The organism is Burkholderia sp. Se-20378, from assembly GCF_017104665.1.
Classification (GTDB): Bacteria; Pseudomonadota; Gammaproteobacteria; order Burkholderiales; family Burkholderiaceae; genus Burkholderia; species Burkholderia lata.
Genome location: NZ_JAAGPG010000179.1, coordinates 1 through 15,232, shown reverse-complemented (window position 1 = coordinate 15,232; position 15,232 = coordinate 1). Strand labels below are relative to the sequence as shown.

At 64.5% G+C, this 15,232-nt stretch carries 11 protein-coding genes and 1 pseudogene; 11 read left to right on the top strand and 1 reads right to left on the bottom strand.

Going from position 1 to position 15,232, the window contains the following annotated elements; translation table 11 throughout:
• The 6 genes from G3N93_RS19530 to G3N93_RS19505 all read left to right on the top strand — a co-directional run.
• Positions 1 to 125, top strand: a 125-nt coding sequence (locus G3N93_RS19530; RefSeq protein WP_241026604.1) for a PfkB family carbohydrate kinase, incomplete at its 5' end; no start/stop codon positions are given.
• Between the two features lie 278 nt (positions 126 to 403).
• Positions 404 to 2,170 (top strand): methyl-accepting chemotaxis protein, encoded by a 1,767-nt coding sequence (locus G3N93_RS19525; RefSeq protein WP_206133742.1) that lies wholly within the window; start codon positions 404 to 406, stop codon positions 2,168 to 2,170.
• A 551-nt stretch (positions 2,171 to 2,721) separates the two neighbouring features.
• Positions 2,722 to 4,644, top strand: a complete 1,923-nt coding sequence (locus G3N93_RS19520) for a PrkA family serine protein kinase (RefSeq protein ID WP_011351905.1) — start codon at positions 2,722 to 2,724, stop codon at positions 4,642 to 4,644.
• A gap of 125 nt (positions 4,645 to 4,769) precedes the next feature.
• Positions 4,770 to 6,038, top strand: a complete 1,269-nt coding sequence (locus G3N93_RS19515) for a YeaH/YhbH family protein (protein ID WP_039358726.1) — start codon at positions 4,770 to 4,772, stop codon at positions 6,036 to 6,038.
• The gene (locus G3N93_RS19510) at positions 6,035 to 7,714 is read left to right on the top strand and encodes a SpoVR family protein (protein WP_174936887.1); all 1,680 of its coding nucleotides are present in this window, start codon (positions 6,035 to 6,037) and stop codon (positions 7,712 to 7,714) included. Before G3N93_RS19515 ends, G3N93_RS19510 begins: the two co-directional genes overlap by 4 nt.
• Before the next feature lie 232 nt (positions 7,715 to 7,946).
• Positions 7,947 to 9,251: an MFS family transporter gene (locus G3N93_RS19505; protein WP_174934250.1), complete on the top strand. Its 1,305-nt coding sequence runs from the start codon at positions 7,947 to 7,949 to the stop codon at positions 9,249 to 9,251.
• Positions 9,252 to 9,327: 76 nt separating this feature from the next.
• On the opposite strand, the gene G3N93_RS19500 is transcribed toward G3N93_RS19505, so the two are convergent.
• Positions 9,328 to 10,257: a LysR family transcriptional regulator gene (locus G3N93_RS19500; protein WP_174936889.1), complete on the bottom strand. Its 930-nt coding sequence runs from the start codon at positions 10,255 to 10,257 to the stop codon at positions 9,328 to 9,330.
• Positions 10,258 to 10,355: 98 nt separating this feature from the next.
• Here G3N93_RS19500 and G3N93_RS19495 point away from each other — a divergent pair, with 98 nt between their 5' ends.
• From G3N93_RS19495 to G3N93_RS19475, 5 genes and pseudogenes are all read left to right on the top strand, one after another.
• Positions 10,356 to 11,396, top strand: coding sequence for an agmatine deiminase family protein (locus G3N93_RS19495; protein WP_307873419.1), 1,041 nt, complete (start codon positions 10,356 to 10,358; stop codon positions 11,394 to 11,396).
• Positions 11,397 to 11,442: 46 nt separating this feature from the next.
• A complete protein-coding gene (aguB, locus tag G3N93_RS19490) occupies positions 11,443 to 12,357 on the top strand; it encodes an N-carbamoylputrescine amidase (RefSeq protein WP_206133741.1) in 915 nt (304 codons plus the stop codon).
• 10 nt (positions 12,358 to 12,367) lie between these two features.
• On the top strand, positions 12,368 to 13,480 hold the full coding sequence (locus G3N93_RS19485) for a polyamine ABC transporter substrate-binding protein (RefSeq protein ID WP_241011560.1): 1,113 nt from the start codon (positions 12,368 to 12,370) through the stop codon (positions 13,478 to 13,480).
• 76 nt (positions 13,481 to 13,556) lie between these two features.
• Entirely contained in the window at positions 13,557 to 14,669 is a 1,113-nt protein-coding gene (locus G3N93_RS19480; RefSeq protein ID WP_206133740.1) for an agmatine/peptidylarginine deiminase, read from the top strand.
• 150 nt (positions 14,670 to 14,819) lie between these two features.
• Positions 14,820 to 15,232: pseudogene (locus tag G3N93_RS19475) on the top strand (agmatine deiminase family protein); the annotation flags it as partial.

The following is a 15,232-nucleotide window of genomic DNA, read 5'->3' as shown; positions in this document are numbered from 1 at the left end:
CACGGCTCGCGGCCGGCGCGGACGTCGACGCGGCCATCCGCTTCGCGCAACGCGCAGCGGCGCTGTCGGTCACGCGCGCGGGCGCGCAACCGTCGATTCCAACGCTTGCCGAACTGGCCGGATAGGGCCAGATCATGCGTCGCGGCCGGCTCGTCGCCAACGACGGCCGGCCGCGTATCCGCTACGCTCGCCGGCAGCGGAGCGCCTCCCGTCACTTGGCTTCCAGTACACGCTGGAACGTGCATTATTCATTTAGCCATTTGTAATAAACAGACGAATAATTCGAAAAAATAGCGGAAACACCATCAAGTTGTGCGGTGCATGGTCGTAAATGCATCGGGAGAAGCAATGCTTCGAAGCGACGGGCCTGTCCCGTCCATCACGACGCAACACAGGAAGGATGATGGTGTTCAAAAACCTGACGATTCGTGCGCGCATCGGTTTCACGATGGCGTTTCTGGCGGTGCTCCTGGGTGTGATCGGCGGGCTCGGCGTGTACGGCATGACACGCGCGAACGATACGACGCGCGAAATTTTCACGAACCAGATGCCGAGCGCGGTCGACGTGTCGGTGGCCGATATCTACGCCGCGCGCGAACGCCTGGCGCTCGACCGTGCGGCGCTGCTGGCCGGCACGCCCGACGCGGCTGCCGCAGTCGAGCGAAGCCGCGCGATGCGCACGCAGTCCGACGCGTGGTGGCAGAAATACCTCGCGTTGCCGCGCGGCCCGGAGGAAGACCGGCTTGCCCAGGACGTCGCCGCGAAGCGGCAAGCGTTGCAGCGCGAGTGCGACGCGTTCGCGAGCGTGGTCGGGGCGAATCAGGCCGACCGGATCGGCGACGGCGCGAAGCGGCTCCAGGCGAGCTTCAACGACCTCGCGACGGCGAGCGAGGCGCTGCGCAACTTCCAGTTCACCGATGCGCAAGCCGGCTTCGATCACGCGGAATCGGCGTACGACACGCTGCGCGTGCTGGCGATCGTCACGCTGTTGGCCGGCTTCGGCGCCGCGGTCGTGTCGTGGCTGACGCTGAACCGCGCGATCGGCCGCCCGATTGCCGACGCACTCGCGCATTTCGACGCCATTGCCGCCGGCGACCTGCGCCGCCCGATCGTCGTGGACCGGCGTGACGAGATGGGCCAGCTTCTCGAGGGCCTCGGCAAGATGCAGCGCGGGCTCGTCGACACGGTGCGCACCGTGCGCGGCGGCAGCGAGTCGATCGCGACCGCGGCGCGCCAGATTGCGGCCGGCAACATCGACCTGTCGTCGCGCACCGAGGAACAGGCCGCGGCGCTGCAGGAAACCGCGTCGAGCATGGAGCAGCTGACCGGCACCGTGAAACAGAACGCGGACAATGCACGCCAGGCGAGTTCGCTGGCCGCGAATGCGTCGGAGATTGCAAACAAGGGCAATACGGTGGTCGGCCAGGTGGTCGGCACGATGGGCGAGATCAACGACAGCTCGGCAAAGATCGCGGACATCATTGCGATCATCGAAGGAATCGCGTTCCAGACCAACATTCTTGCGCTGAATGCCGCAGTCGAAGCTGCGCGGGCAGGCGAGGAAGGCCGCGGTTTCGCGGTCGTCGCGGGCGAGGTGCGCAGCCTGGCGCAGCGTTCGTCGACCGCGGCCAAGGAGATCAAGGTGCTGATCGACGCGTCGGTGGAGCGCATCCGGTCGGGTTCCACGCTGGTCGACGAAGCAGGGCGCACGATGAGCGACGTGATCGGTGCGGTGCAGCGCGTGACCGACATCATGGGCGAGATCGCGGCGGCGTCCGAGGAGCAGAGCGGCGGGATCGACCAGGTGGCGCGCGCGGTCGCGCAGATGGACGAAGTCACGCAGCAGAATGCGGCGCTCGTCGAGGAAGCCGCGGCTGCCGCGCAATCGCTCGACGAACAGGCCGGGCGCCTGCGTGAAACGGCAGCGGTATTCCAGCTCAATGAAGACACGGCACGCCCAGTCGCCGTGGCGCCGGCTGCGGTGCGTCACGCGCCGCGTGCGCCCGCCGCAACGGTTGCCGCGCCCGTCCAGGCGGCTGCACGCGACGATCGCGATGCACCGCCGAAACGCGCAGCCGCAGCGGCGCCGGTGCGCAAGCCCGTCGCTGCTTCCGCTGCACCGGCGCAAACTGCCGCTACTGCTGACTCGGACGACTGGGAAACCTTCTGATTCGCGCGCGCCGCGCATCTATCCCCATTTGGTGACGAACGACGCCCGCGACATGCGGGCGTCGTCGTTTCCGCCTTGGAAAAATGTGTCAGGCGACGTGCATGAATGACGATCGTGCATCGTCGTGTGCATCTCGTGACCTGCATCGACGCATGCGAACACAGGCGCATGTGAAGTTCCCGCATCCGTCGTACGGGTATCTCCGTAAGGGCACTGCGAAAAAAATTTGTAACGGCGCGCGCAACGTGTCGTCGAAAACGACCGCTCAAACGTATAGGGATGAAGGGGAGAAGTGACGACGTCGGATGTGTCCAACACACAAGACGTTCCGTCGTTCGACGAGACGCGCCGGATGCAGTTTCTGCGGCTCGGGAGATCGATTGTAAAACGACGAAATGTGTTGTCCAAGCGGTGTTGTCGAGAATGACGAACTTCATACGAAGAGTTCGTGAAAAAAAATAAGAAAGGGTTTAGGATGAATTCGAACGCGCTTGCTTCTGCGCAGTCGTACGAAGGCAGGCACGTCTTCAGACTCAGGCGAGGGAGGTAGCATGGATATTTACAGCAGCTTCGCGAACCGCTTCGAAAAAACGCGAGAGGAAGAGCTCTCGCTGGAGGAGTATCTCGCGCTCTGCAAGAACGATCCATCCGCGTACGCGACGGCTGGTGAACGCATGCTGGAAGCAATCGGGGAACCTGAACACATCGATACCCGCAACGACCCGCGTTTGTCGCGGATCTTTGCGAACAAGGTCATCAAGGTCTATCCCGCATTCCGTGAGTTCTACGGAATGGAGGAGGTGATCGAGCAGGTGGTCGCCTACTTCCGCCACGCTGCGCAAGGGCTCGAAGAGAAGAAGCAGATCCTCTATCTGCTTGGCCCGGTGGGCGGCGGCAAGTCGTCGATCGCCGAGCGTCTGAAGCAACTGATGGAACGCGTGCCGTTCTATTCGCTGAAGGGTTCGCCCGTCAACGAATCGCCGCTCGGGCTGTTCGACTACGACGAAGACGGCCCGATCCTTGAAGAACAGTACGGCATTCCGCGCCGCTACCTGAAGAACATCCTGAGTCCGTGGGCCGTCAAGCGGCTGCACGAATACAACGGCGATATCCGCCAGTTCCGCGTGGTCCGCCGCTATCCGTCGATCCTGCGGCAGGTCGGCATCGCGAAGACGGAGCCGGGTGACGAGAACAACCAGGACATCTCGTCGCTGGTCGGCAAGGTCGATATCCGCAAGCTCGAACAGTACGCGCAGGACGACGCCGACGCGTACAGCTACTCGGGCGGCCTGTGCCTGGCGAACCAGGGCCTGCTCGAGTTCGTCGAAATGTTCAAGGCGCCGATCAAGGTGCTGCACCCGCTGCTCACCGCCACGCAGGAAGGCAACTTCAAGGGCACCGAGGGCTTCGGCGCGATTCCGTTCGACGGGATCATCCTCGCGCACTCGAACGAGTCGGAGTGGAAGGCGTTCCGCAACAACCGCAACAACGAGGCACTGCTCGACCGGATCTTCGTCGTGAAGGTGCCGTACTGCCTGCGCGTTTCGGAAGAGACCAAGATCTACGAGAAGCTGATCCGCAACTCGTCGCTGGCCGAGGCCGTCTGCGCGCCGGGCACGCTGAAGATGATGTCGCAGTTCTCGGTGCTGTCGCGCCTGCACGAACCGGAGAATTCGAGCCTGTTCTCGAAGATGCAGGTGTATGACGGCGAAAACCTCAAGGACACCGATCCGAAGGCGAAGTCGTACCAGGAGTACCGCGATTACGCGGGCGTGGACGAAGGGATGACGGGCGTGTCGACACGCTTCGCGTTCAAGATCCTGTCGCGCGTGTTCAACTTCGATTCGAGCGAGGTCGCGGCCAACCCCGTGCACCTGATGTACGTGCTCGAACAGCAGATCGAACGCGAGCAGTTCCCGCCGGAAACCGAGCAGAAGTACCTGTCCTTCGTGAAGGACGTGCTCGCGTCGCGCTACGCGGAATTCATCGGCAAGGAGATCCAGACGGCCTACCTCGAGTCGTATTCGGAGTATGGCCAGAACATCTTCGACCGCTACGTCACGTATGCGGACTTCTGGATCCAGGATCAGGAATTCCGCGATCACGATACGGGCGAGAGCTTCGACCGCGCCGCGCTGAACGCGGAGCTGGAGAAGATCGAGAAGCCGGCGGGCATCAGTAATCCGAAGGATTACCGCAACGAGATCGTGAACTTCGTGTTGCGTGCACGGGCGGCGAATGCCGGCAAGAACCCCGTGTGGACGAGCTACGAGAAGTTGCGCGTCGTGATCGAGAAGAAGATGTTCTCGAACACCGAGGAACTGTTGCCGGTGATTTCGTTCAACGCCAAGGGTTCGGCGGAGGAGCAGCGCAAGCATGAGGACTTTGTGAACCGGATGGTCGCGAAGGGCTATACGCCGAAGCAGGTGAGGCTGCTTTGCGACTGGTACCTGCGCGTGCGCAAGTCGTCATGACGCGCGCGGTACCGCGCCCGTACGGTGTCGCCGTACGGGCGCTTTCAGAGACGCCGCCCGCATGACGGGAGACGGCATGTGCGGCGAGCGTCCCGGCATATCGACTTTCGAGCGGGAGACCGGGAGTGCTTCATCAAATCATCGACCGCAGGCTGGCCGGCAAGAACAAGAGTATCGCCAACCGCGAACGCTTTCTGCGTCGCGTCAAGAACTACATTCGTCGCGCCGTGTCCGATGCGGTGCGCGACCGTAGCATCAAGGATATCCAGAGCACGCAAAGCATCACGATCCCGCGCAAGGACATCGCGGAGCCGAATTTTCGGCACGCCCCTGGCGGACGTCGTGAATACGTGCACCCCGGCAACGAGGACTACGTGCGCGGCGACAAGATCCCGCGTCCGCAGGGTGGCTCGGGCGGCGGGGGCAGTCAGGCGAGCAACGAGGGCGAAGGGCAGGACGACTTCGTATTCGAGTTGTCGCGTGACGAGTTCATGCAGTACTTCTTCGACGATCTCGAGCTGCCGCGCCTCGTGAAGACGCACCTGCTGACGGTGCCGAGCTGGAAGAACGTGCGCGCGGGCTGGTCGGCGGAAGGCACGCCGAACAACATCGACGTCGTGCGTTCGCTGCGCAGCGCGCTCGGGCGTCGCATCGCGCTCGGCTCGCCGCTCGTCAACGAGCTGCGCGAACTCGAAGCGCAGCTCGAGGCGATGAAGAGCGATCCGGAAGACCGGCGCGCGGAGATCGCGGTGCTCGAGGCCGAGATCCATCACCTGAAGGGGCGCATCTGGCGGATTCCGTTCATCGATCCGTTCGACCTGCGCTACATCAACCGCGTGAAGCAGCCGCAACCGTCGAGCCAGGCCGTGATGTTCTGTCTGATGGACGTATCGGGCTCGATGGACGAGCAGCGCAAGGATCTGTCGAAGCGCTTCTTCATCCTGCTGTACCTGTTCCTCAAACGGAACTACGAGCGCATCGAGGTCGTGTTCATCCGTCACCACACGCGTGCCGAGGAAGTCGACGAAGACACCTTCTTCCATTCGACCGAGAGCGGCGGCACGGTGGTGTCGAGTGCGCTCGAGCTGATGCGCAAGGTGATGAACGAGCGCTACTCGCCGACCGAGTGGAACATCTACGGCGCGCAGGCATCCGACGGCGACAACTGGACCGACGATTCACCCAAGTGTCGCAAAATCCTGGAAGAGGATATCCTCACGAAGACGCGTTACTTCGCGTATATCCAGGTCGCGCCGGAAGAGCAGAACCTGTGGCTGGAATACGCGCAACTGGCCTTGTCGCAGCCGCATCTCGCGATGAAAAAAGTGGAATCGGCTGCCGACATCTACCCGGTGTTTCGCGAATTGTTCGAAAAGCAGGTGGAAATGTCATGACGACCCGCCATCTGCACAACGAGTCGCGCGGCTATGCGCCGCGCCCTTCCGGCGACGACACGGCCGGCCCTGCCGCATCGCAGCAACGCGGGCAGGCCGAACCACCGCCGCCGGCCGCCGACTTGCCCGGCCCAGGGCAAAAGGAAGCGCGTATGAACGTTGCCGAACGCAAGCCGCTGCCGTGCCCGTCCGACTGGACGTTCGAACTGCTCGAGGAATACGACACGCACATCTCGCAGGTCGCCGAACAATACGAGCTCGACATCTACCCGATCCAGCTCGAACTGATCAGCGCCGAGCAGATGATGGACGCGTACGCGTCGGTCGGGATGCCCGTCAACTACCGTCACTGGTCGTTCGGCAAGCACTTCCTGTCGACCGAGAAGAGCTACCGTCGTGGCCAGATGGGGCTCGCGTACGAAATCGTCATCAACTCGAACCCGTGCATCGCGTACCTGATGGAAGAGAACACGATGACGATGCAGGCGCTCGTCATCGCGCACGCGGCGTACGGGCACAACTCGTTCTTCAAGGGCAACTACCTGTTCCGGCTGTGGACCGACGCGCACGCGATCATCGACTATCTCGTGTACGCGAAGAACTACGTCGCGGAATGCGAGGAGCGCTACGGCCTCGATCGCGTCGAGGAACTGCTCGATTCGTGCCATGCGCTGATGAACTACGGCGTCGACCGCTACAAGCGGCCGCAGAAGCCTTCGCTGTCGAAGGAATCCGCGTTGCGGCGCGAGCGCGAGGCGTACCTGCAGTCGCAGGTAAACGAACTGTGGCGCACGCTGCCGGGCAAGAAGCCCGAGCTGATGGAGGAGCAGGAAGACCGCTATCCGCCCGAGCCGCAGGAGAACCTGCTGTATTTCGCGGAGAAGAATGCGCCGCTGCTCGAACCGTGGGAGCGGGAAGTGATCCGCATCGTGCGCAAGATCGGCCAGTATTTCTACCCGCAGCGGCAGACGCAGGTGATGAACGAAGGCTGGGCGACGTTCTGGCACTACACGCTGCTGAACACGCTGTACAACCAGGGGAAGCTGGAAGACGGCTTCATGATGGAGTTCCTGCACTCGCACAGCAACGTGGTCTACCAGCCGCCCGTCACGAAGCCGTACTACAGCGGGATCAACCCGTATGCGCTCGGCTTCTCGATGATGAGCGACATCCGGCGGATCTGCGAAGCGCCGACGGAAGAAGACTACAAGTGGTTTCCGGAGATCGCGGGCACCCCGTGGCTGCCGGCGATGCACTACGCGATGCGCAACTTCAAGGACGAGAGCTTCATTGCACAGTATCTGTCGCCGAGCCTGATTCGCGACATGCGGCTCTTCTCGGTGCTCGACGACGACATGCGCGATTCGCTGGAGGTGTCGGCGATCCACGACGATTCGGGCTACCAGTACGTGCGGCAGGCGCTGTCGCGGCAGTACGACATCCATCACCGCGAGCCGAACATCCAGGTGTGGGCGGTGAACACGCGCGGCGACCGCAGCCTCACGCTGCGCCACTTCATGACCGACAACCGTCACCTGTCGAACGACAGCGACGAGGTGCTCAAGCACATGGCGCGGCTCTGGCAATTCGACGTGTTCCTGGAAAGCGTCGACGAGGCCGGCACCGTGCGCAAGCGCTACGAGTGCCGCTACGTGCCGCCGGAGGTGCGGATCTGAACATCGCCCGCGGAAAGTTTGCATCGGACGCCAGCCTTGCGGCTGGCGTTTTCATATGACGAACGCATGGCAAGAGAAAAATTTTCTACATCCGGACGAACCCGGAGAGCCTGTTACTTTACATTTCGCTAAAATCCCGTAGCGCCGTGCGCCGGAACCGGTGCCACGTGTGATCGTACGCGGCGGCTCCCGCCGTCTCGCCCAGAAAGCACTAAAAGGAACTGACCAATCCATGGACGTCCAGACCGACCAAGCTGCGCTGTCCGCGCATGACACCCGGCGGCGCGTGTTCGCCATCGTCGGCGCCTCGTCGGGCAACCTCGTCGAGTGGTTCGACTTCTACATCTACTCGTTCTGCGCGCTGTACTTCGCGCCGGCATTCTTCCCGAGCGGCAACACCACGACGCAGCTGCTGAACACGGCGGGTGTGTTCGCGGCCGGCTTCCTGATGCGTCCGATCGGCGGCTGGCTGTTCGGCCGCATCGCCGACCGCCACGGCCGCCGCAACGCGATGATGATCTCCGTGCTGATGATGTGCGGCGGCTCGCTCGTGATCGCGGTGCTGCCGACCTATGCGCAGATCGGCGCGCTCGCGCCGGCGCTGCTGCTGGTCGCGCGGCTGTTCCAGGGGCTGTCGGTGGGTGGCGAATACGGTACGAGCGCGACCTACATGAGCGAGGTGGCGCTGAAAGGCCGCCGCGGCTTCTTCGCGTCGTTCCAGTACGTGACGCTGATCGGCGGCCAGCTGTGCGCGCTGCTCGTGCTCGTGATCCTGCAGCAGACGCTGTCGGCCGATGAACTGAAGGCGTGGGGCTGGCGCGTTCCGTTCGTGGTCGGCGCGGCGGCCGCGCTGATCTCGCTGTACCTGCGCAAGTCGCTCGACGAAACGTCGACGACCGCCTCGCGCGACAAGAAAGACGCGGGCACGATCCGCGGCGTGTGGCAGCACAAGGGCGCGTTCTTCACGGTGGTCGGCTTCACGGCCGGCGGCTCGCTGATCTTCTACACGTTCACGACGTACATGCAGAAGTACCTCGTGAACACGGCCGGCATGCATGCAAAGACGGCCAGCAACGTGATGACCGTCGCGCTGCTCGTCTACATGCTGATGCAGCCGGTGTTCGGCGCGCTGTCCGACAAGATCGGCCGCCGCACGTCGATGATCCTGTTCGGTTCGTTCGCGGTGATCGGCACGGTGCCGCTGATGCACGCGCTGAAGGACGTGACGAGCCCGGTCGCCGCATTCGTGCTGATCACCGTCGCGCTCGCGATCGTCAGCTTCTACACGTCGATCAGCGGCCTGATCAAGGCCGAGATGTTCCCGCCGGAAGTGCGCGCGATGGGCGTCGGCCTGTCGTATGCGGTTGCGAACGCGATCTTCGGCGGTTCGGCCGAGTACGTCGCGCTGTGGTTCAAGTCGATCGGCAGCGAGGAAACCTTCTACTGGTACGTGACCGTGCTGTGCGCGATCTCGCTGATCGTGTCGTGGCGGATGCGCGATCCGAGCAAGGAAGGGTATCTGCGTCACGAGCCGTGATCGGCTGCGCAGTGTGCATGTGAAGTTCGACGAACGTCCCGCCAGCCAGCGGGACGTTTTTTTTTGCGGCGTGCGATTACGCGGGTGGAGGCGGCGCGTGGTCGGGCGCCGGACCGGATGCGCTCGACAGGCTGCCTTGCTCGACCAGCCATTCGAACATCCGCTCGACGATCGGCGAACGCGACGGGCCTTCCATGCGCGACAGCCACCACGTGGTGCCGGGCAGGCGCGGGTAGCCGGCGAGCACGGTCAGGGTGCGCTGGTCGATGCCCGCCTGCGCGACGAGGCGCGGCAGGCAGGCGATGCCGCGGCCGCGCAGCACGGCGTCCAGCACGAGCCGCTGGTCGTCGTAGATCGCATGCATCCGGAATGCCGACAGCCGCTCGCGGAACACCGTCGCCAGGCGCTCGTCGGTCAGGCTGGCTTCGAGACAGATGACTCCCGCGTGCCGCGGGTGCTCGTCGCGCGGCACGCGTTCGAGTTGTTCCGCCAGCGGCGTCGCACACACCGTCACCCATTCGTCGCGCATGAACGGGATATCCAGCAGGCCGGGCTGCAGCATCGGCCGCGTGCCGATCGTCATGTCGACGTCGATCTCGTCGACGTAGCGCGCGGTTTCGTCGGTCGACAGCAGCGGGCACAGGTCGGGCAGGACCTGCTGCAACTGCTCGAGGCGCGGCTGCAGCCAGCCGTGCAGCAACGGCGCGGGACACACCAGCACGACCAGCCCCGGGTTCAGGTAGGTCGCGATGCGGTCGAGGCCGCCGCGCAGCGTGTCCATCGCGCGCTGCACGCTGCGCTGCAGGACCTCGCCGGCGATGGTCAGTTCGACGCCGCGACCGCGCCGGCGGAACAGCGGCTGCCCGAGCTGCGCCTCGAGCTGCTGGATCTGATGGCTGATTGCCGATTGCGACAGGTGGAGCTCGTCGGCCGCGCGCGAGAAATTACCCAGCCGGGCTGCGGCTTCGAAGCCGGTCAGCAGTTTCAGGGACGGAACGCGTTGCATCGAGGTATGAGGTGAATTGATTAATTCGGCCAAGAAATATCAATATTCATCAAGTTTAACCTGACGCACAATCGGCCATCAATCACAACGGAGACGGAATGATGGGTCGCTTTGATGCTCGCCAGCGCGGTTACCGGATGCCCGCGGAATGGGAGTCCATGGATGCCACGTGGCTCGGATGGCCGGTTCTCCACGATCGCGAGGATCTGTGGGGGAGCCATTACGCGCAGGTGTGCCGCGAGTTCGCGCTGGTCGCGCGGACGATCGCCCGCTACCAGCGCTGCGTGGTGGCTGCGCACCACAGCCAGGCCGATGCCGCGCGGGAAATGGTCGGTGCGAGCGTCGACGTGCTGCCGGTCGCGGCCGAGGACAACTGGCTGCGCGACTGCGGGCCGATCTTCCTCGTGAGCGAACAGCGCGGGCTGGGCGCGGCCGTGTTCCGCTTCAACTGCTGGGGCGAGAAGTACCAGCCGTATGACGGCTGCCAGCAGGCCGGGCAGGACATCGCTCGTGCAGCCGGCGCGGAGATCTTCAATTCGCACACGGTGCTGGAGGGCGGCTCGTTTTACGTCGACGGGCAGGGTACGCTGGTCACGACCGAGAGCTGCCTGCTGCATCCGAATCGCAATCCGCACCTGAGCCGTGCGGAGATCGAGGCGGAGCTGCGCCGCATGCTGGGCGTCGAGAAGATCATTTGGCTGCCGGGCAATCCCGACGAAGTGGAGACGAACGGGCACGTGGACGGCATCGCGTCGTTCATCGCACCCGGCCGGATGCTGTGCCAGACCGCGGTGCCGGAGCAGGGCGACTATTTTCACGTGATGCGGGAAAACCGTCGCGCGCTGGAGCTCGCGACCGATGCGGCGGGGCGCCGCTTCGAACTGCTCGACCTGCCGTCTCCGATCGTCACCGAACGCTTCGGCTCCGAGCGCTACTGCGATTGCTATGCGAACTACATTCTGGTGAACGGCGCGGTGATCGTGTCCGCGTTCGGCGTCGAGCAGGATCAGGCCGCGCGCGAGGCATTCAGTCGCGCGTTCCCGGGGCGTAACGTGGAGATGCTGCCGATTCCGACGCTGTCGATCGGCGGTGGCAGCATCCACTGTTCGACGCAGCAACAGCCGTCCGTCGCGAACTGAGCGACGTTTCGTCAGCGGTTTCCGGTCCTACCGAGGAGCAATCGCAATGCCGTCCAAACACATCACCGTCGCCGCCGTCCAGATGGCGTCGGGCAGCTGGAATCTCGAAGACAACATGGCCACCGCGGAGCGCCTGATCCGCGCGGCCGCCGCACAGGGCGCGAATCTCGTGCTGTGCCCGGAGCTGTTCGCGATGCCGTACTTCTGCCTCGACCAGAACGTGCGTCATCTCGAACACGCGCAGCCGTTCGAAGGCAACGCGCAGATCGCCCGTTTCGCGGCGCTGGCCGGCGAACTCGGCATCGTGCTGCCGATCGGCTTCTTCGAGCGCGCGGGCAATGCCGCGTACAACTCGATCGCCGTCGCTGACGCCGACGGGCGCGTGCTCGGCGTCTATCGCAAGACGCATATCCCGGACGGGCCGGGTTATACGGAAAAGTTCTATTTCACGCCGGGCGACACCGGCTTCAAGGTGTGGGATACGCGCTTCGGCCGGATCGGCATCGGCATCTGCTGGGACCAGTGGTATCCGGAGACGGCGCGCAGCCTCGCGCTGATGGGCGCCGAGATCCTGTGCTTTCCGACCATCATCGGCTCGGAGCCGTTCAGCAGTGCGTTCGATTCGTCCGGCCACTGGCAGCGGACGATGCAGGGCCACGCGGCGGCCAACATGGTGCCGGTGGTGGCCGCGAACCGGATCGGCCGTGAAGTCGGCTTCGGCAACGGCAATCCGGAGCAGCAGGGGCTCACGGGCGTGTTCTACGGGTCGAGCTTCATCGCGGATCACACCGGCGAGAAGCGGGCCGAGGCGAACCGCACCGACGAAGTCGTGCTCGTGCACACGTTCGATCTCGACGCGATCCGCGCCGACCGGCAATCGTGGGGCTTTTTCCGCGATCGCCGCCCGGAGATGTATCGCACGTTGCTGACCAGCGACGGCGTATCGTCCTGTTATCGATGAAGGAGGCCCGATGAAACGGCAAGGATGGTTGCGCTTCGCGGTGCCGGGCCTCGCGCTGTGCGTGCTGGCCGGCACGGCCCGCGCCGATGAAGAGAAGGTGCTGAACCTGTACAACTGGAGCAATTACTTCGCGCCGGATACGCTGGCCGGCTTCGAGAAGGAAACCGGCATCAAGGTGCGCTACGACGCATACGACAGCGACGAGACGCTGCAGTCGAAGTTGCTGACCGGCAACAGCGGCTACGACCTCGTGTGGCCGACCAACGACTTCATGGCCAAGCAGATCCAGGCCGGCGTGTTTCGCAAGCTCGACAAGAACCGGCTGCCGAACCTGAAGTATCTCGATCCGTCGCTGCTGAAGCAGATGGCGCAATCCGATCCGGGCAACCAGTACGGCGTGCCGTACATGTGGGGCACCGTGGGCGTCGGCTACGACCGCGCCAAGGTGCGTGCGATCCTCGGCAAGGACATGCCGGCCGACAGCCTCGACCTGCTGTTCAAGCCGGAAATCGCGACGCGCGTCGCCGCGAAGTGCGGGCTGGGCCTGCAGGACTCCGCGAGCACCGTGCTGCCGCTGGCGTTGCGCTATATCGGCCGCGATCCGATGCATCCGTCCGCGCAGGACTATGCGGCCGCGCAGGCGATGCTGATGAAGATCCGGCCGTTCATCCGCGAGTTCGTCAATTCGTCCGATTCCAACGAGCTGATCGACGGCGAGCTGTGCGTGACGGTCGGCTTCTCCGGCGCGATCAACCTGGCCGCGCAGAAGGCGAAGGCGCGCGATCCGAAACGCGACGTCGTGTACGACATTCCGCGGATCGGCACCCTGATGTGGTTCGACGCGATGGTCATTCCGGCGTCCGCGAAGCATCCGGACAACGCGCATGCGTTCATCAACTACATCCTGCGTCCGGACGTGATCGCGAAGATCTCGAATTCGACGCGCTATGCGAACGCGAACCAGGGCGCGCTGAAGCTGATGGACCCGGCGCTGGTGCGCGATCCCGGCATCTATCCGGACGAGGCGACGCGGCGTACGCTGTTCACGCCGATCGCCGAATCGCCGGCCGCGATGCGTCTGGAAGGCCGGACCTGGCTCGGCTTCAAGACGGCGCGGCCGTGACCGCGCATCACGAAGTCACCGAACGATTGAAACAACCGAAGCACACGAAGCAACCGGCAAGCGAAAGAGGAATGCCATGACAACGAGACGTCAACTGTTGAAACACGGCCTGTCCGTATCGGGGGCGGCGCTGGCCGCCAGCACGCTGGGCGGGTTGCTCGGCCGCGCCGCGCACGCGCAGCAGGGCGCAACCTGGCACATGCCGGACGAGGGTGCGCCGCATACGGCGACGTGGATGGCGTTCGGCCCGAGCGAGGACATCTGGGGCGCGCGGCTGTTGCCTGTCGCGCGCGCGAACCTGGCCGCGATCGCGAAGGCGATCGCCGCGCACGAGCCGCTCAAGATGCTGGTGCGCGAGCAGGACTATGCGATCGCGTCGCGGCTGTGCGGTTCGTCGGTCGAGCTGGTCCAGCACCCGATCGACGATCTGTGGATGCGCGACACGGGGCCCGTGTTCGTGAAGAACGCGTCGGGCCAGCTCGGCGGCGTGAGCTTCAATTTCAACGGCTGGGGCAACAAGCAGGAGCACGACCAGGACGCGGAAGTCGCGCCGTTCGTGGCGGAGCGCGCCGGTGCGCGGCTGCTCGACACGCGGCTGGTGCTCGAAGGCGGCGGCATCGAGGTGGACGGCGAAGGCACGGCGATCATCACGCGCAGCTGCGTGCTCAATCCGAACCGCAATCCGGGCGTCAGCCAGGCACAGTGCGAGGCGGAGCTGAGCCGGCTGCTCGGGCTGAAGAAGATCATCTGGCTGCCCGGCATCGCGGGCAAGGACATCACCGACGGGCATACCGATTTCTATGCACGCTTCACGAGCCCGGGCGTCGTGGTGGCAGGGCTCGATACCGACCCGTCGTCGTACGATCACGCGGTGACGCGGCAGCATCTGGAGATCCTGCGGAAATCGACCGATGCGAAGGGCCGTCCGTTGAAAGTTGTCGTGCTGCCGGGCCCGAAGTCCGTCCGGCATCAATACGAGAACGAGGAATTCGCGGCCGGCTATATCAACTTCTACGTGTGCAACCGCGCAGTGATCGCACCGCAATTCGGCGACAGCCGCGCCGACCGGAATACGCGCGACACGCTCGTCGACCTGTTCCCGGGGCGCGAGGTCATCCAGCTGAACATCGACGGCATCGCCGCGGGCGGTGGCGGTATCCACTGCACCACGCAGCAGCAGCCGGCCTGAACGCGGCCGCGGGCCGGCATGCGTGACCGGCCCGCACGACCGTAACAGGCAGCCGTTCATTCCGGACTACTGAAAACAATGCGGAATCCGTCTTGCGAGACGGAAGCCGGCGCGTACGCGTGCGCGCCGACCGCGCAATGGAGTTGAAACATGACGAAACGACGTACCCACGCGAGCGCAGGCAAGCGTACGCAGCACGCGCCGGATACCGGCCGGCGCGGCTTCATTCGATATTCGGCCGCCTTTCTCGGCTTGCCGCTGCTGGGCAGCCTGGCCGCTTGCGGTGGCGGCGGCGACGGTGCATCCGGCGCGGCTTCCACGTCGCCGGGCACGACACCCGGCACGACGCCGTCGACGCGGCCGGTCACGTACCGGCTGCCGGCCGAAGATGCGCCGCACGCGTCGACCTACATGGCCTTCGCGTCCGGCGCGGACGGCATCTGGCTGCCCGTCACGCCGCAAAGCACGGACGCCGGCATCGACCGCGTGCGGGCCGACCTGATGGATGTTGCGAAGGCAATCGGCGCAAGCGAGGCTCGGACGAGCAAACGTCTGAACTCCAG